27 protein-coding genes are annotated in these 14,601 nt (G+C 59.8%); 1 reads left to right on the forward strand and 26 read right to left on the reverse strand.

The window, feature by feature from the left end:
• Positions 1 to 173: 173 nt before the first annotated feature.
• The 26 genes from J3A98_RS07555 to J3A98_RS07680 form a co-directional block, all read right to left on the reverse strand.
• A complete protein-coding gene (locus tag J3A98_RS07555; RefSeq protein ID WP_209965041.1) occupies positions 174 to 461 on the reverse strand; it encodes a hypothetical protein in 288 nt (95 codons plus the stop codon).
• A 43-nt stretch (positions 462 to 504) separates the two neighbouring features.
• The gene (locus J3A98_RS07560; protein WP_209965043.1) at positions 505 to 930 is read right to left on the reverse strand and encodes a hypothetical protein; all 426 of its coding nucleotides are present in this window, start codon (positions 928 to 930) and stop codon (positions 505 to 507) included.
• Positions 927 to 1,193 carry a hypothetical protein gene (locus J3A98_RS07565; RefSeq protein WP_209965046.1) on the reverse strand — a complete coding sequence of 89 codons (267 nt, stop codon included), beginning with the start codon at positions 1,191 to 1,193 and terminating at the stop codon, positions 927 to 929. Before J3A98_RS07565 ends, J3A98_RS07560 begins: the two co-directional genes overlap by 4 nt.
• Complete coding sequence (locus J3A98_RS07570; RefSeq protein WP_245354932.1) at positions 1,190 to 1,510, reverse strand: hypothetical protein; 321 nt, start codon at positions 1,508 to 1,510, stop codon at positions 1,190 to 1,192. The genes J3A98_RS07565 and J3A98_RS07570 overlap by 4 nt, the downstream gene beginning before the upstream one ends.
• Before the next feature lie 84 nt (positions 1,511 to 1,594).
• Positions 1,595 to 2,419, reverse strand: coding sequence for a hypothetical protein (locus J3A98_RS07575; RefSeq protein WP_209969956.1), 825 nt, complete (start codon positions 2,417 to 2,419; stop codon positions 1,595 to 1,597).
• Between the two features lie 31 nt (positions 2,420 to 2,450).
• Positions 2,451 to 2,816: a hypothetical protein gene (locus tag J3A98_RS07580; protein WP_209965048.1), complete on the reverse strand. Its 366-nt coding sequence runs from the start codon at positions 2,814 to 2,816 to the stop codon at positions 2,451 to 2,453.
• A gap of 75 nt (positions 2,817 to 2,891) precedes the next feature.
• The gene (locus tag J3A98_RS07585) at positions 2,892 to 3,506 is read right to left on the reverse strand and encodes a hypothetical protein (protein WP_209965050.1); all 615 of its coding nucleotides are present in this window, start codon (positions 3,504 to 3,506) and stop codon (positions 2,892 to 2,894) included.
• 61 nt (positions 3,507 to 3,567) lie between these two features.
• Positions 3,568 to 3,930 (reverse strand): hypothetical protein, encoded by a 363-nt coding sequence (locus tag J3A98_RS07590; protein ID WP_209965052.1) that lies wholly within the window; start codon positions 3,928 to 3,930, stop codon positions 3,568 to 3,570.
• Positions 3,905 to 4,252, reverse strand: a complete 348-nt coding sequence (locus tag J3A98_RS07595) for a hypothetical protein (RefSeq protein ID WP_209965055.1) — start codon at positions 4,250 to 4,252, stop codon at positions 3,905 to 3,907. The genes J3A98_RS07590 and J3A98_RS07595 overlap by 26 nt, the downstream gene beginning before the upstream one ends.
• A 41-nt stretch (positions 4,253 to 4,293) precedes the next feature.
• Positions 4,294 to 4,488, reverse strand: coding sequence for a hypothetical protein (locus J3A98_RS07600; RefSeq protein ID WP_209965057.1), 195 nt, complete (start codon positions 4,486 to 4,488; stop codon positions 4,294 to 4,296).
• The gene (locus J3A98_RS07605) at positions 4,485 to 4,991 is read right to left on the reverse strand and encodes a hypothetical protein (RefSeq protein WP_209965059.1); all 507 of its coding nucleotides are present in this window, start codon (positions 4,989 to 4,991) and stop codon (positions 4,485 to 4,487) included. The genes J3A98_RS07600 and J3A98_RS07605 overlap by 4 nt, the downstream gene beginning before the upstream one ends.
• A complete protein-coding gene (locus J3A98_RS07610; RefSeq protein ID WP_209965061.1) occupies positions 4,988 to 5,617 on the reverse strand; it encodes a lambda exonuclease family protein in 630 nt (209 codons plus the stop codon). Before J3A98_RS07610 ends, J3A98_RS07605 begins: the two co-directional genes overlap by 4 nt.
• Positions 5,604 to 6,548: a RecT family recombinase gene (locus J3A98_RS07615; RefSeq protein ID WP_028697929.1), complete on the reverse strand. Its 945-nt coding sequence runs from the start codon at positions 6,546 to 6,548 to the stop codon at positions 5,604 to 5,606. The genes J3A98_RS07610 and J3A98_RS07615 overlap by 14 nt, the downstream gene beginning before the upstream one ends.
• Before the next feature lie 7 nt (positions 6,549 to 6,555).
• Positions 6,556 to 7,680: a hypothetical protein gene (locus J3A98_RS07620; RefSeq protein ID WP_209965063.1), complete on the reverse strand. Its 1,125-nt coding sequence runs from the start codon at positions 7,678 to 7,680 to the stop codon at positions 6,556 to 6,558.
• Between the two features lie 288 nt (positions 7,681 to 7,968).
• Positions 7,969 to 8,424: a hypothetical protein gene (locus J3A98_RS07625; protein ID WP_209965065.1), complete on the reverse strand. Its 456-nt coding sequence runs from the start codon at positions 8,422 to 8,424 to the stop codon at positions 7,969 to 7,971.
• Positions 8,421 to 8,570, reverse strand: a complete 150-nt coding sequence (locus tag J3A98_RS07630) for a hypothetical protein (protein ID WP_209965067.1) — start codon at positions 8,568 to 8,570, stop codon at positions 8,421 to 8,423. The genes J3A98_RS07625 and J3A98_RS07630 overlap by 4 nt, the downstream gene beginning before the upstream one ends.
• Complete coding sequence (locus tag J3A98_RS07635; protein WP_209965070.1) at positions 8,567 to 9,115, reverse strand: hypothetical protein; 549 nt, start codon at positions 9,113 to 9,115, stop codon at positions 8,567 to 8,569. The genes J3A98_RS07630 and J3A98_RS07635 overlap by 4 nt, the downstream gene beginning before the upstream one ends.
• The gene (locus tag J3A98_RS07640; RefSeq protein ID WP_209965072.1) at positions 9,112 to 9,315 is read right to left on the reverse strand and encodes a hypothetical protein; all 204 of its coding nucleotides are present in this window, start codon (positions 9,313 to 9,315) and stop codon (positions 9,112 to 9,114) included. The genes J3A98_RS07635 and J3A98_RS07640 overlap by 4 nt, the downstream gene beginning before the upstream one ends.
• The gene (locus J3A98_RS07645; protein WP_209965074.1) at positions 9,312 to 9,728 is read right to left on the reverse strand and encodes a hypothetical protein; all 417 of its coding nucleotides are present in this window, start codon (positions 9,726 to 9,728) and stop codon (positions 9,312 to 9,314) included. The genes J3A98_RS07640 and J3A98_RS07645 overlap by 4 nt, the downstream gene beginning before the upstream one ends.
• Positions 9,729 to 10,009: 281 nt before the next feature.
• Positions 10,010 to 10,642, reverse strand: a complete 633-nt coding sequence (locus J3A98_RS07650) for a hypothetical protein (protein WP_209965076.1) — start codon at positions 10,640 to 10,642, stop codon at positions 10,010 to 10,012.
• A gap of 280 nt (positions 10,643 to 10,922) precedes the next feature.
• Positions 10,923 to 11,135: a hypothetical protein gene (locus J3A98_RS07655; RefSeq protein WP_019751323.1), complete on the reverse strand. Its 213-nt coding sequence runs from the start codon at positions 11,133 to 11,135 to the stop codon at positions 10,923 to 10,925.
• 71 nt (positions 11,136 to 11,206) lie between these two features.
• Positions 11,207 to 11,458, reverse strand: a complete 252-nt coding sequence (locus tag J3A98_RS07660; RefSeq protein WP_209965078.1) for a hypothetical protein — start codon at positions 11,456 to 11,458, stop codon at positions 11,207 to 11,209.
• A 61-nt stretch (positions 11,459 to 11,519) separates the two neighbouring features.
• On the reverse strand, positions 11,520 to 11,705 hold the full coding sequence (locus J3A98_RS07665; RefSeq protein WP_114942260.1) for a hypothetical protein: 186 nt from the start codon (positions 11,703 to 11,705) through the stop codon (positions 11,520 to 11,522).
• 388 nt (positions 11,706 to 12,093) lie between these two features.
• Positions 12,094 to 12,402 carry an outer membrane protein assembly factor BamE gene (bamE, locus tag J3A98_RS07670; protein ID WP_209965080.1) on the reverse strand — a complete coding sequence of 103 codons (309 nt, stop codon included), beginning with the start codon at positions 12,400 to 12,402 and terminating at the stop codon, positions 12,094 to 12,096.
• Positions 12,403 to 12,498: 96 nt separating this feature from the next.
• Positions 12,499 to 13,500, reverse strand: a complete 1,002-nt coding sequence (locus J3A98_RS07675; protein ID WP_209965082.1) for a hypothetical protein — start codon at positions 13,498 to 13,500, stop codon at positions 12,499 to 12,501.
• A 23-nt stretch (positions 13,501 to 13,523) separates the two neighbouring features.
• Positions 13,524 to 14,042, reverse strand: coding sequence for a S24 family peptidase (locus J3A98_RS07680; protein WP_209965084.1), 519 nt, complete (start codon positions 14,040 to 14,042; stop codon positions 13,524 to 13,526).
• A gap of 324 nt (positions 14,043 to 14,366) precedes the next feature.
• Between J3A98_RS07680 and J3A98_RS07685 the strand changes: the two genes are divergently transcribed.
• Positions 14,367 to 14,600, forward strand: coding sequence for a hypothetical protein (locus tag J3A98_RS07685; RefSeq protein ID WP_209965086.1), 234 nt, complete (start codon positions 14,367 to 14,369; stop codon positions 14,598 to 14,600).
• The last annotated feature ends 1 nt before the right edge of the window (position 14,601 follow it).

The raw sequence follows: 14,601 nt of genomic DNA on the forward strand, positions 1-14,601 counted from the left end.
GCAGCCGCTGCACATGAAGTGCACCATCTTGAGCTGCCTGGTGTTGCTCCGATTACATGCCTTTTGCCGCGTTCGCGCCTTCCGCCATTCCATGTAGCAAACGCATAGTGTTGCGAAGATGCAGAGGACCATCACAACGAGAGCGATGCCAGCAATAATTTCGGGGATAGTTATCAAGGCTCGATCTCCTTGGCCATGGCTGCGTCGATCGCCTCACGAAGGGTCGGCCCATGCTTCCCGCAGCAGTTGATGATCTCGCTCCCGGACAGAATGAGGTCAACCTGGCCGCTTTCATCAAGCCAGGTAAGCCGATCAGCATCCCTTCGCAGGTCGAAGTTCTCGGCGTTAAGCTTTGCTCGCGCTATCCAGAAGAGATTGAGTGCCTCGTTCATGGCCTCGTTCTCAGACCTGAGGCGGACGATCTCTCCCTCATAGCGTGCGATGATTGTTTCCTGGTTCATCGCGGCCCCCTGTAGATCAGGTAGGCCATGTAGGCGAGGGCGATCATGGATGGGCCTCCGGGCTGGGCTTTGGATCGGGTATCGGCTGAAATGCGACGATGTCGCTGCCGAAGTCCTTGCGGGTGAAGTTGAACTGGCCGAACGGCCAGCGGTAGGCGAAGGCTCCAGTTCGGACGCATCCGGCCAGCACACTGCCGCAGCGCAGGCGCACATCAATCCATTCGGATTCTGGGTCGTTGTCGTGGCTGGCGCTGAGCCATTGGCCCTTCAGCTGCTCCACGGCCTCGACCACTTCGGATATCTCGAAATCTCGGCCGCGCCGGCCGACGATGCTGTGGATCCGGTGAATGCCTTGCTCCCAGCGATCCTTGCGGACAAGGGCGCCGTCCCTGCGGAACTCGTAGTCCTCGACTTTGGCGTCGCGGAACTCGGGCCGGCGGAAATCTTGCTCTGTGACTGGTCGACTCACAGCTGATACCTCTCATCAATCCAGCGCCCAGGCGCCAGTGCGGGTGTAGGTTCTGGTTGTGTTTCGTGCGGGGAGAGCTGGCGCTGGTTGCCGGCCTGCAGCTGGCTGTCGGGGATGCAGCTGATGCCGCCTTGATTCCCGCCTTGGTAAAGCCAGCAGGTGGCGCCGTGCTCATCGTCATGGAAGACGCGGACCCCGTACGGCAAAGGGGCTGCGCTGGCGCCGGTGGCCAGCAGCAGGAGGCAGAGGGCGAGGCGCGTCATGGCTTGAACTCGACTGCTGGCGTGACTTGGCGGGCGTAGTCGAGCAAATCCTTCGACCACTCCGTGCCGACACCGTCATCGAAGGCAAACAGCATTCCGCCCAAGGCCCGTCGAAGGGCTTTGATTTCCGTGATGAGACCGGCAACCACGGCAGGGTCAGCCAGGACCAGATAGCGTTCATCGGTTCCCAGCAGGTCGGCGTCTTCGATCATTCCTTTCCAGCCGTGGGAGCGGATCACATCCACGGCAGCGGCCTTGGCGGCGACATGCAGGGCGTCCAGATCGATAGAGTCGAGAGCAGTTTTTTCTACAGGCACGATTATTCCTTGGCCGCCATATCGCGGCAGTGAATAGAGGGGAGAGGGGTTGCAGCGGGGTGGAGTACATTTGTACTCCGGCGATCAGGCAGGATTTCGCTCCAGGGCGGCGCGGGCAGTTTCAACGGCCTCAGACAAATTCCCTAAGCCCTGGCTGCGTAGCACGCAAACCGCAGCCACAAGCGCATCACGGTCGATCTCAGTCGGAGCGCTCGGCTCTGCGATGGCGGATAGTGCGTTGCGCGCGACAGTGCCATCCTCGATGAAGTCCGGCTCTTCGCCACACCAGAGAATGTTCAGCGGCTCGCCGCTCACTGTGTCCCAATTCCCGCTTTCGAAGTGGTAGTGCTCGCGGTCAGCGTAGAACTTCAAGGCAGCGCGCAGCCGCGCGACCTCAGCACGCAAATCGCAGATCTTCTTCCAGTGCTTGGATATGCCCTCCCGGTACCACTCAATTGAGTGTTGAAAATTGGGTTCGCCCATGAAAGTAGCGCCATCCAGGCATACCGGCTCGCTTAGGTGCCGCTCAGCAGGAGCGATTCCAGTCATCGGCCCCAGTCCAACAATCGGCAGCCCAGTCGCCGCCGCATCCCGCTCAGCCTCTTCTTTGGTCCACCAGATGGCAGTACCAACCATCCAGGCTAAAGGCTCTGGGTGGGGCCGCTGAGTCATGGCCTGGATGATATTCAGCAGATCATGCCGCTCAAGTTCGTCGCAGTCGCCCAGGCACAGGCGGTCACCAACGTGGCGCGTGCACTGGGCATCGTCCTCGGTTAACTCTTCGGAGCTGCCAACCCAACCGCAGCGTCGGCATTGGGCGGGGTAATAACGTCCAACCAGCGGCTCCAGGCCAATGTATGGCGGCACGCTGACTTTCTCTGTGTTGCTGGATCGGTTTTCTGTGGGCATGGGATACCTCAAGCCTGGGTGGCGTGACTGTTTAAAGGGTGATTTCGCCGGAGTCGATCTTGCGCAGCTCGACGACTTCGATCTTTTGGGCGCCATCGGTGATCACCCAGCAGGGCAGGTCGAGGTTCTGGAAGGTGCCGCGGTAGTTCCGGTATGCGCCCAGTGCTGCCTTGCGAAAGCAGCTTGATGCGACCTTGCCGATCAGCATCGGCTTACCACCCCCTACCAGCTGCAGATCGAAAACCGCGATCTTGTCGATGCGCTTGGCTGCCGCTCGCACGGTGTTGGGCGAGAGCCTGAATTCCTCTGCGACCTCGGCCACGCGCTTGTAGATCAGGGCATCGTGTATCGCCTGATCGCGGGCGCCGTTTCGCAGGCCTGCATAGATGACTTGCATGGGTAAGCCTCCTGGCCTGCATGGCCTGGTGCGTTATCGTTGAATAGGGAAGGCGCTGGAGGGCAGCGCTTGGTGTTACGGGCGATTGTCGTGATCGCAGTGGCGGCAGTCTTCGTAGCAGGGCGAAGGCACGAACCGGCCACAGCCTCCGCAGTTCTGGATGCTCGCAGGCGCCCGTCGTCGCTTCGGCTTGGCCAGGACAATGCCGGTACCTTGCAGGGCCTCGTTGATGTTCACATCCCGCTTGTGCACCAGGCGCCTAGCCTTGGCCTCGAGGTACGACAAGGGCCAGATCACCGCTTCCTCTGGCGTGTTGCCAATGGCCTCGGCAGCCTCAAGCGTGAGGTGGTGTGCTTTGTCGAATCGGAAGGTGTGGCCTATTGGCCACCTGGCCAAGGCAATGTCGTTCCCGTTCCAGTGCCCAGGGGTCTGCAGGACAACAGTGCATCCCGGGGTCATCTGGCCGCGGGCTTCATCCAGGCTGATGTACTGATGATCAACGCCGAGATGTGCGCGGGCGTCGACGTAGTCCTTCGGCCATGGAATGTCTGTTTCCCGGTGGCCACAGGCCTGCGCCTGGGTGAAAAGTTCGGCCTTGTCGAGGTTGGTGGTGTAGCCGCCACCAAGGGCCCAGAACATGAGGCCGTCACCCGTGTTGCTGCGGCTGTCCTGCAGGTAGAACTGGGTCATGGCTTTCTCCATGCATGCGCCGCCCTCCGTGGCCGGATGCGGCATGGTGGAATATATGGGGTCAGGCCCGTTCTGCGAGCAGGATCAGGCCAGTATCGTCCGGGTCGCTGCCAAGCATCAGGTCCGGCGTGCGGAGTTCTCGGCTGATTCGGAACCGGTCTAGCTTTCGCGCCACAGCAGGACTCAATTCAATCGTGTGGCGCGGAGGTTTGAGCAGCTTTATCGCTTCTCCTCGGGTCAGCTCATGCAGGCGATGAATCATCAGCGTCATCGCCTCGCCCTGTTCCTCGATCCCGGCCCACTCCATCAGTTCCAGCAGGGCCTGCTTAGTCCCTGGTCTAACCTTCAAGCGCAGGTCTTCTTCCTGCAGGCGCTCGGCCTTGGCCCTGCGCTTCTCGTCACGCTGCTGCTGCGTCAGAGCCATCATCGCCCCCATTTCGCACGAAGGTGGTGCCCGGCCCGATGTCGAGCAGTTCGCACACCCGATTGATGATCTTGAGCGCAGCCGCAAACACCTCGGCATCGTCCGGCTCGCGGGCCAGGCGCTTCATGTTCGGCTGATGCTCCAGGCAGACCTTGTCGACCAGGCGCCTGGCCAGCCTGCGCAGGTGATCGGCGCTGTCGTGCATGCGCAGGCTCGACGCAAAGGCCAAGGCAACATCATCAGGCCGGTACTGGCCGCCGCTGCGGGTTATGTAAAGCTTTCGCACCGGCTTGCGCATCGATGCGTCGAAAAGGGATGCCATGCTCGACCTCCTGCAGGCCGCTTGGGGGAATGGTTAGGTGCTCACGCCGCCTTGTTCTTTGCAGCGCGCTTCGGATTTTTCTGCTCAATCTCAAGGTCCATGTCGTTCCAGCCCGCAAGAAACCATGCGCCGTGGAATGAGTGAGGGGCGAAAGGGTTGGCCAGCTTGCTGCCACCACTGCGGCGGCAGTCCCGGCCATCGTAATAAACGCCTGGATGTTCTCCGCGATCGCTCATGGCCGCTTCCCTTGCCGCTGAAGCGGGAAGTCGATGCCGAACTTCTTGATGATCCGGCTCATGGTGCTGTGCCCGATTGCGAGGTGCTTGATCGCTTGGTTCTTCGAAACGCCAACGTCGCGCAGCGCAGTGATTCGCTCTGCGAGTTTTGCATCGGCCTCTTCGTCGTACTTTGACTCTGTCCGCCGAAATCGGGGAGCCATGACAAACGAGAAGCCGTACCGCTTGGCCATGCTGTAGAGCGAGTCAGTAGTTACGTCCAGCGCCTTTGCTGCCTCGCTGCAGGTCATGGTCTTGGCCATCTCTGCGATCATGTCGGCTCGGGACTGGGCGCTCTCTTGGTTCGTAAGGCGCTTCGGAGCTTCCCGCTTTTCCTTCGGCTTCGGATCAGGGTGATGACGCTGGCGGAAGGGCACGTACTGGAAACCCTCCAGCACAATGATCCGGCCGCCAGACGAGAAGAAGGCCGCTTTGGCGGCCTCCAGGTCGATGGATTGGTTCATGCTGCCTCCTTCATTCGCTCGCGCATCTCCTTCTCCAGGTCGCTGAGCTCTTCCAGAAACGCCTTGATCTCAGCCTCCATTTCGCGGATGCGCTTGAAGTCGCGCTCGAAGCGGTGGCACACGTACTGAAGCGGCTCAGGAAGGCGGTCGTCGTAGCTGACGAAATCTGCCCAGGCCCTACCGGTGCATGCCATCTGGGCCAGCATCTGCCACTCGTACTGAGGGTCGTGTCGCTCAGACTGCATGGTGGCTATGTGGGTCGCAGTATTCGGGCACTTGATCTCCAGCACACCATCGTCGCCGACCAATCCATCCGGCGAAGCGCCGAAACCCGGAATGCTCGGGTGCATCACCAGGCCTGTTTCAACCACCATCAGGCCTTTGTCGGCCTCGTAGGCCATGCAAGCAAATGGCTCAAGCTCGACGCCGCGCTGCACGGCAGGCTTGTTGGACAGGTCAGGTCCGCTTTGCTGGCCGGTGAGGCGCTCGCACAGCAGCTCCATCATGTAGTTCTTGCGGGTCGCAGACGGCGCGCCACCTCGGCCGCTAGCCATAACGTCTTTCACCCGGCTGGCGGTCACGCACCCAAGTCGTGCCGCGAACCATTCAGCGCTACGCTGCTCCATCTAACACCTCCTCAGATTCACCTTCGATGGGCGCCGACTGGGCCTTGAGTGCGTCGGCGCGCTTGGTCACCTCGGCCTTGAACCGGGCGTGTCCAGTTGCATCCTTGGCCTGCTTCATGGCGGCCGTTGCCTGCTGGTACACGTCGGTCAGCGCCTCAAGGCTGCCTGCCTTCTGCGCCAGGGCGATCCAGTTGTTCACCATCTCCGGATCGGTCGGAGCCGATCCAGCCAAGCTGGCCAGACCTTCGCCACCATCCGTGTTCAAGTGATGAATTGCTTGTTCCAGGCGCTCAGTCTTTGGCCAGTACTTGTAACCGCGCTTGACCACGGTCTTCTTGGCCATCTCGCCCGGGTCGGTGACCCATGGGCAGGATTTGTTCTTGCTGACCCATGCTTTCCAGGCGCTGGAGCGGTCACGGATGGCGTTCACATCCTCGATGCTCATGGTTTCGGTCAGGTAGTCGCCGTCAGCAGTCTTAACCACCACGTAGACGCCGATCACCTCGCCGCGATCCTTGGCGAACGGGTTGTAGGAATGGGTCGGCGGCTTGTCGAAGCCGTTCAGGCTGAAAGCGTCTGCGGCGTAGACCAGTTCGGCCTGGGCCCAGCGGATGGCGCCGGTCGACATGGCCAAGTCCATCAAACCGATGTAGCTGATGTCCAAGCAGATGCGGCCGTCTCGCGGGACCAGGTATGCCTGCTTCTTGGCCGGGTTCAAGCTGATGCCGATGGCGGCGATGTTGGTGATGGCATTGGCCACCGACTGCCGGTTCTGCATGGCCACCTTGGTGGCGTACTCGCTCGAGGTGATCACCTGGATGGCGAATTCGGCCTCGCGCTCGAAGTTAAGCGAGCGGTCAGTCAGCACATTGGCGAACTGGTTCCGCTGCGCGTAAATGTCCTGCGAGATTATGGCTACTGCTTGGCTCATAGCGACCTCAGTAGGAAATGGCGATGTTCGGGATCTTGCGCTGGGCGATCAGGGTGATCGCCTGTTTGGCGCATTCCTCGGTCATGCCGCCGGCGACGAAGGCCTCCAGTGCGGCGCGGTTGATGCTGGCCCGGTGCGCCTTGTCAGCCTCGCGGGCTTCTTGCTGGCGAAGGATCTCGGCGGCAGCGGCATCGGCGCGGCGGCGTTCTTCCTGGCGGGCCTGCTCGGCTGCTTCCTCTTGCCTGCGGGCGGCGGCCAGGCGTTCTTGCTCCATCCGCTGCTCAGTAGCAACGCGGTCAGCCTCTGCCTGAATTCGGGCGAGCTCGGCTTGCTCGGCCTGCAGCTTGAGTTGCAGCCGCTGGCTCTCAGCTTCGCGCTCTTGTGCGGCGGCCTGGTCCTTCAGGTCTTGCTCGCGCTTGGCGGCGGCTTCACGCTCTGCCTGCTGTTCCTGGGCCACGCGCTGACGCTCAGCCTCGACGGCGGCCTCCTGGGCTGCCCGAATGCGATCCTGCTCGGCGCGCTCTTCTGCTTCGCGGCGCAGGCGGGCCAGTTCGGCCTGCTCAGCTTCGAACTGCTCGCGCTTCTGGAGCGCTGCCCGCAGGGTGGAAAGCACCTTGTCCTTGGCGTTTGCCGCCTCGGCCTCGAACTCTTCCCAGTGAGCGCCAAGCTGCATGCCTTCAGCCTCGGCGATCAGGCCCTTGATGTGCAGTGAGGACAGCTCGCCCAAGTCATCTGCCAGCGTCTTCAGCCAGTTCAGGCGGTCGTCGTGGCGATCGATCCGCGCATCCTCGGCGGCTTCCCACTCGGTTAGCGGGCGGCGCGTTTCGTCCCGCAGCGCATCCATCTTGGTCACGAAGTCGCGAAGCTCAGCCTCGACCACCTTCGGCATTTCCTTGAGTCGGCGCAGGTAGTCGCGCCCGGGCTTCTCGACGGCGGTCTTCGACTTGCTGACCTTGGCGGCCAGGCTGGCGATGCGCTCGCGGCCTTTGCGGGTGGTCAGATCGGGAACTTCGCCCTCGATCTCACCCTTCACCAGGTCGATAAATTGCTTCAGGCCGCCGGCCACGTAGATGGCCGGGGCGTTCTCCTCGCTGATCTCTTCGATCGCGATCAGTTTCTGTTCTGCGGACATTAGAAAACCTCGCGCCAGGCCGGCGCCGTCAGTTGGGATAGGGAAATGCCAGGTCACCCAGGCACGGAGGTACGCTCCAGGCCCTGGCTGCGGTGGATGGTTGCGCGCTCTCGCCGCTTACGCTCCCGCATGGGGTACGGTTATCCCGAAGGGCCGCCGTGCTCGGCTACGTGATTCAGGAAGTGATGCTGCCCGCCAGTGCGCTGGCGAGCATGAAGAAGGTGCAGGCGAAGAGCATGGAGAAGGAGCCGCGCCAAGCCGCGATGCGGCGGGCCCGCTGGTAGCGGGTCATCGCTTCGGCTCAAGGGATTTGATGGCTGACTTGCCCAGTGCGCGCAGAGAGCGCCTGAAGTTGCCGAGGTCGCGGCGCGCTTTCTTGCGCTCTCTGACGAAGTAAAAGGCCCTGGTGCAATGTACGCATCCTTGCTTGAGCAGGTAATCCATCACCTCTTTGTCATTCAGGCCGCGATCTTCGTCTTGCGACCATTCTCGGAATGCGTCCCACATGTGCGTCTTGCGGCGATTTTTCTCGTCGTACAGGATCTGAAAATGCTCTTCGCTTCCATTCGGCCAAGGCAGGTCGCCAAGTTCGGGGAATTCATTGGCAGGCTTCGGGCCAATCAAATCGAAGCGGTTTTCACACCGACCAAGATGAAGCCCGATCTCGGCCGTCAACGACTTGATCCGCTGCAAGACTGATTCGTGAGCGGCCAGGGTGATGAGTATCGAGCGCTCAAGCTTCATGGAAACCTCACAACGAACATTCCGCGGCGAATGCGGATGGTGGTGCCCAGCGGCAGATCCCTGAACAAAACAAAGCCCTGGCTATGCAGGGCTTCGATCATATGGCGGGCTGTGGGGGCGATGAAGCCCCGGCACTTACTGGTCATGACGCCTCCTGCTTGCGGTATCCAAGGCGATACAGCTCCTCGCCAATTTCGTAGTAGGCGTTGTATTCGCTGCTCAGGCCGATTTTTAGGTCTTTGATCAGTGTGCGTGCGAACTCTGATCGCTCCTCTTCCTCGATCTGCTCTGGCGTCTTCAACGGCATGAACACCTGCGTGCCAGAGGCCGTGCGCAGCACGTCAGCCTGGAATTCGTACTTCTTCGGGCCCTCCTCGAAGCGATGGATCGGCTGCCCGTGCTCGTTGATGCCGAAGATCTTCGTCTTGAAGTACTCAAGGCGTGACTCGTTCCAGAGCACCTCGCAGATCGTGCCAACAGGTGGCGGGCCTTCACCATCCCACTCGGGGCGTTTTATCAGGGGCCGATGGCAGTCCTCGATGGTGAACCCGTTCGAGGTGTGAACCGGAACCGTCCAGCCCTTGTTCTTGTTGAACAGCAGAAGGGCGCTTCCGACTTCGCGCAAGAAATTCTGATCAACCGGGTCAAAGTGGGTTGCCTCGGGGTTGCCTTCCCAGTCAATTCTGTTCATGCAGCCTCCTTGCGCCGCTCAGCAATGCGCCGAATGCGCTCGCAGTAGTGTTTGAACTCGTTGGAGTCGATGGCCAGCAGAGAGAAGTAGGCGACCACCAGGGTTTCGGCCTTGGCGTCCTCCACCGGGCCAGAGCCCGGCAGAAGCATCGTTTCGATTGCCGCCTCGATGGCGCTGACTGCAACGCTGTGCGCGGTCATTGCGCCTCCTCGGCCTGGGCCAGAACTCCTTCTTTGGCGAAAGGGGTGAGCAGCTGGCGGGCGATCTCTTCAAGCGCCGACTCAGGGTTGGCCACGCTCATGATCTCGTCAGCCGCGGCCTTTGCGTCGCTGGTGACCTTGCAGCGCGCCGCCAGAACCAGGCGGCCCAGCACCGAGTTGCTGATGCCATTCAGGCCCAGCTGGCCCATCACGAACTCATCAACTGCCTGGGCGAAGCGCTCATAGGTGACACCCTGCTTCGGGCGCATGCGGCGCTGGAACACTACGTCGCGGCGAGCCATCAGCTCAGCGATGCCGTCGTCGATCCAAGTGGATTCCGCGTCGGCAACCTCGCTCACCGCCGGCGGCATCCGGTTGTCGTACTCAAACTGTGCTGCTCGAAGTGCGCCCATGGTCGCCTCCAGTTACTGTTGGGATGCTCGATAGCGCCGCATGAGGCCTTTAGTCAGGCGCTTCATGATTCGCGGGTATCGGTCGGGGTGATGGAGTCGGCAGTAGAGATGCTCTCTGCCATAGCCTTCGTGATCGCAGTAGTCGCAATCGCAGTGCTTATTGAGCAGTGCACGTGCCTCAGCTGCGCATGCGGCGCGAAGGGTGAACCAGCGACGACCGCCGCCACGGAAGACGGCAGCAGTCTCGACTGTGACGGCCATAGTCGCCTCCAGGTGGTGGGTTACTCGGTGGGTGGGGAAGGGAGGGGCTGGTCGCTCGCATAGAGCCCCCTCAAAGCGTTAGCTACACGCTGGTCTGCTTGTTCTTGAGCCAGGATCTCGGCCTGATCGCGCTTGAATCTGAGCCAGACTAAATGCGCCTCGGCTGGCGTTGCGAAATACCCAAAATGGTTTCTTTTCCCGGTGATTACGCAGTGAGCTCGTGAGCGGTATTTCTGGAGCTTCGGATCGAAATCGACCCCAGGCGGAAGGCTGTGCTCTTTCTTGGCGTTCTTGGCGATTTCCCTTACCAGGCAGTTGATTGACCGACTTATCAGGCAGCAGGTGTCAGGGCCGTAAACCTTGTTTCCCTTCACCAGCAGGTCTTTATCAACGTCCTTTCCCTGCCAGTCTTGGCTTTCCATCCAACTCTTGAATGCGCTGAACCGATGCCATTCATTGGCAACAGTGCAGCCCTCGTAACTGGGCCTGCTGGGCCTGCTCGGAGCGTGGTAACAGCGCCTGAGAATCGCTACCCACCTGGCGTAAATAGGACATATGTACTTGAAGGTGATCTTCCCGTTTTCGCTTCGAGACGGGGAGACCACGTAGCCGGCGTCGTTCACGCCAACGCCAAAGACAAGTGGGTGGCTCATGGAAAACCTCTGGGCTTGGGTTGCTCCTCGCAAGCGGGTGACCAAACCCACCGTGAAAGGTGGCCTGGCGCCTGCCAATGCGGTCGATGTGAAGGGAAGGGGATGCGGGATGCATCGGGGGCAACTCTCCGGGGCAAACCGGGTGTCGGGACGCCTCACCAAAGGGCGAGACGCTATCCACGCTCACAATTCGCGGCGATCAACTCGCGTTCAGAGTGGCCACCGATACAGCCTGCGATGGGGAGCAGGGCATCGGGCCGTCTTTCCGGCTGTCAGGGAATCAGCGCTTGCCCAGGACCGCCTTGGTGACGACCTTTGGGAATTTCTTGGTGCGGATCTCGTTCGCCTGCTTGTCGGTCAGCAGGCCGGCAAGATACAGCGTGGTGATCGAAGTGTTGATGTGGTCGAGGCGCTTGGCCTCGTCAGCGTTCATTTCTGGAAACTGCTGCGCGAAGGGCCGCGCCGCCCAGCCTTGTTCAAACGTGCCTGACATAGTCTTACCCTCTGCTATTCAGTGGATTCCCCCTGATGCGCCCCGCTTGAGGCGCACCGGGGAATCGTCTGTCATGCCCGCTGTTCTTCGAGCCAGGCGGCCACTTTCACCGCAGCGTCATGCTGGCCTGCATTCTCGAGCTCTTGCACATAGGTGCGGGCTTCTTGGATGAACAGAGGCCTGGCCTTGGTGACGTCCATCGAATGCTTCAGGGAATGCAGGACCCCACCTACCAACCAATCAACTTGGCTCATGGTCGAGTAACGCTCCCGGCAGATGCGGGCCGTACGGATGTGGCTTTCAACAACCATCTTCACGCTCATGCTCTATCTCCAGTGGATTCCCAAAGCACCTGGTCGCCCAGGTGCTTCAGTGAATCGCCGGTCATGCAGCGCGGCTGTAGTAGTCGGCCTGCAAACCCCAGTGCAAAACGTCCTTCTGGGCCATGCGATGCTGAATCCAGTCGGCCTCGGCGCCGCTGACTTGCGCCTTCAACTGCCAGCGGCGGGATTCAGCCTGCGCCAAGTCGCGCTGGTGGTTGGCATTGCGGAGCGCTTCTCGGTTGGTCATTTCGGTGATCTCCAGTGGATTCCCAATGCCGCCTCATCGAAGCGGCATCAGTGAATCGTTCTGTTCTCTCTCAGGCCCCGGTCGCTCACCCGGTATCGCGCTTCCTGCATCTGTCGAGGCATGCGCGCCGCTTGGATGCCGCTCTATTGCGGCACACCTGATCGCACCAGAGCCCTGCGGGGATGGTGGCCTGCTATGCCTGCAGGCTCGGCGGTCTTGATTTTTAAAGAGCGGTGAGGCTTGAGGGCCTCCCGAGGGGCTGTGTGGCTTGCCGTCTCGATGGAGAAAAGATACCCGCAGGTAAAACATTCAGTCAATACCCCAAGGTAAATAATTTCACGCGCCCACAAAAAAGCCCGCGCTAGGCGGGCTTCATGGGATTGCTGGATCACTCATCCGGGCTTGGTTTGGCGATGTAATCCTTTGGAATGTACGGGACCTTTGTCACCTTTCCGTCTTTGGTTTCGAACGAAACTGACTTGGCCCCGCTAAACGCTGTGGCGTGTGTGTAGATGAAGCGCTGACCGTCTTCCTGCGAGACAACCATGTATGGATTGCCCATGATCTCGTAGAGCTGATCTTCGGTCATGCCGACCTTGACCTGGCTGGCCTGGCCAAAGGTGAATGGCGTGCCGGCGCAACCAGCCAGGCCTACTAATACAGCGGCGAGAAGGAATCGGTGGATGTGGCGAAGCATGGCAACCTCCCTGTGAATTGAGCAGCCATCCTACCACCATGGCCATAAGCCATCACGCAGACATGGGAAAAGCCCGCTTTGGCTGGTGGCTAGTGCTCACGGTAGGCTTATTTGTTGAACAGCTTTAGCCTTCCCTGCGGTAATGTCATCCACGGCAAGCACATCAGTTCTCAGGATGCGGTCCTTCTGCTCGGACGAGTAATGGTAAAGGCGAATGGGGCTTGAATCACGGAGGGAGTCGAACAGCCTATTCACGTTCGCCTGATCGAATTTAGACAAATCAACCCGACCGGGGAAGGTGCGATCTGAGCCGGGCAGCCTCAACGTCAATGATAGGTAATCTGGATGACGCTTCACCATATCGATGTAGACATCCTCTCTACGTTCCTTGCGACTTTTTGGGAGCGGATCCTGCGACCTGATTTTCTCTAATTCATCAGCGTTGAAATGCTGGCCTTGAATGTCCATCGACGTCGCATCAGGGGCCCCAGCCACAATCGCTCTGTAGCCCTCTGCTGCTCTGTCCTTGATAGCCACTGCTTCTGGCGGCAAGCTCTTTGACGCGAGCGCGTCTGCTAGCTTGCCAATGAGCATTGCTTGCGTACTAGATTGCCGCTCTGCGCTGGCAATTTTAGCCTTTTCAAGATCTGCTTGGTTCCATTCAGAGAAGACCATGTAACCAGCAACGCAGAGCACGGCGATGATCAGCAACGCCGTTACATTCCCTCCGCTCATTTTGTTCATTGGCAGCGCCGAAATGATTTTGTTGAGCACTTCATCAAGCGGGCCTTGGCCATCGGTGCTCCCCTTAGTGATCGCTAGGACTATCTCAAGATCTGCCTTATCGGCAGCGCTTAGCTTACCAATCGAAGAGGAACCATAGCGAATTTCCGCGTAGGTGCGCAGAAGCTGATCCTGAAACTCAATGAGGCCAGCCATCAATTTCGGTGTAAGGGTGCCATTGTAACGATCACCTTCGACCTTGACGTTGAATTTTGGCCAGCCGTTGAATAGGGGAAGAGAATCACCGAGCAGCTCTATTCGATCCAGAGCCATTAAAAAGGACTCAGGGCTATCAACGACAACTACTTCATTCATCGAATGCATTCCGTGCTCGGTGGTCAGAAGCTCCGTCCGGTCCACCAGTAAATGATCTGCGCAAGGATCTTGATGTCATCCTCACGATCGCCAGGCACCTCAATCGGCGGGTACTGCCCGTTGTCCGAAATGATCGTCAGGCCGTCCAGCCCTCGCTGGATGCGCTTGATCTGCAGCTTCCCGCGCATGAGGAAGAAGTAGATGGCATCGTCCTCGACGGTGGTAACACCAGCATCGACCAGAACGGCATCCCCGCTGCGTATCGTCGGCGCCATGCTGTCGCCACGGCCCGAAATCAGCTTCAGGTTCTCCAGCTTGGTGTAGGTCAGGTTCTGCCGTACCCAGTTCGCATCCAGGCTCATGTGCTCAACAACCATGTTGATGTCAGGCGGCTCCGAGCCTGGGCCCATGGACCCCTCTACGTCGTAGCGGGGCACGTCCACCAGGTTGCGGTAGCTTTTGATCTTCTGGGCCAGCGGGGCAGGCAGGCCCTCGACGCTGATCGTTTCCGATTCATCCAGGCCTAGCCCTGGCTTGTCCATTGAGTACTGCGGAATCTGAAATTCCCTCTCGATCTCTCGGGCGAAATCCTCGCCCACTCCTTTCCCGCCCTTCTTGCCAGGTGGATAGAGGCATCGCGATATATAGTCAGCTTGCTTATCTAGCCGCCTTGCAAACTCAGCCTTGGCGCCATGCTTGCCAGGGCCGAATTGGCGGTCGATGAGAAGCTGAAGGTTGGCCTTTCTTACTAGGTTGATATCCATCTCGCAAATATGCTTTCCCGTTACTTATGGGTAAATGGCCTGCGGGTATTGCTTTGTACTTACCTATGGGTAAGAATTGGCGCATCACAGAGGAGATTCGTGATGCGAACCAAGCACACCAAGTTGTTGGAGTGGCTGAAAACCGCCTCGGACGCGGACGTTGAGAAGACAGGCACCAGCCGCGGCTACCTGAAGCAGATTGCGTATGGCAACAAGCAGGCTTCGGCGATGCTGGCGTCCTCCCTTGAGCGCGTGAGTGATGGGTTTCTGACCCGTAAATCTCTGCGCCCAGAGGATTGGGATGTGATCTGGCCTGAGTTGCAGTGGGTGGCCTGAT

The organism is Pseudomonas sp. BP6 (assembly GCF_017875935.1).
Taxonomy (GTDB): domain Bacteria; phylum Pseudomonadota; class Gammaproteobacteria; order Pseudomonadales; family Pseudomonadaceae; genus Aquipseudomonas; species Aquipseudomonas putida_Y.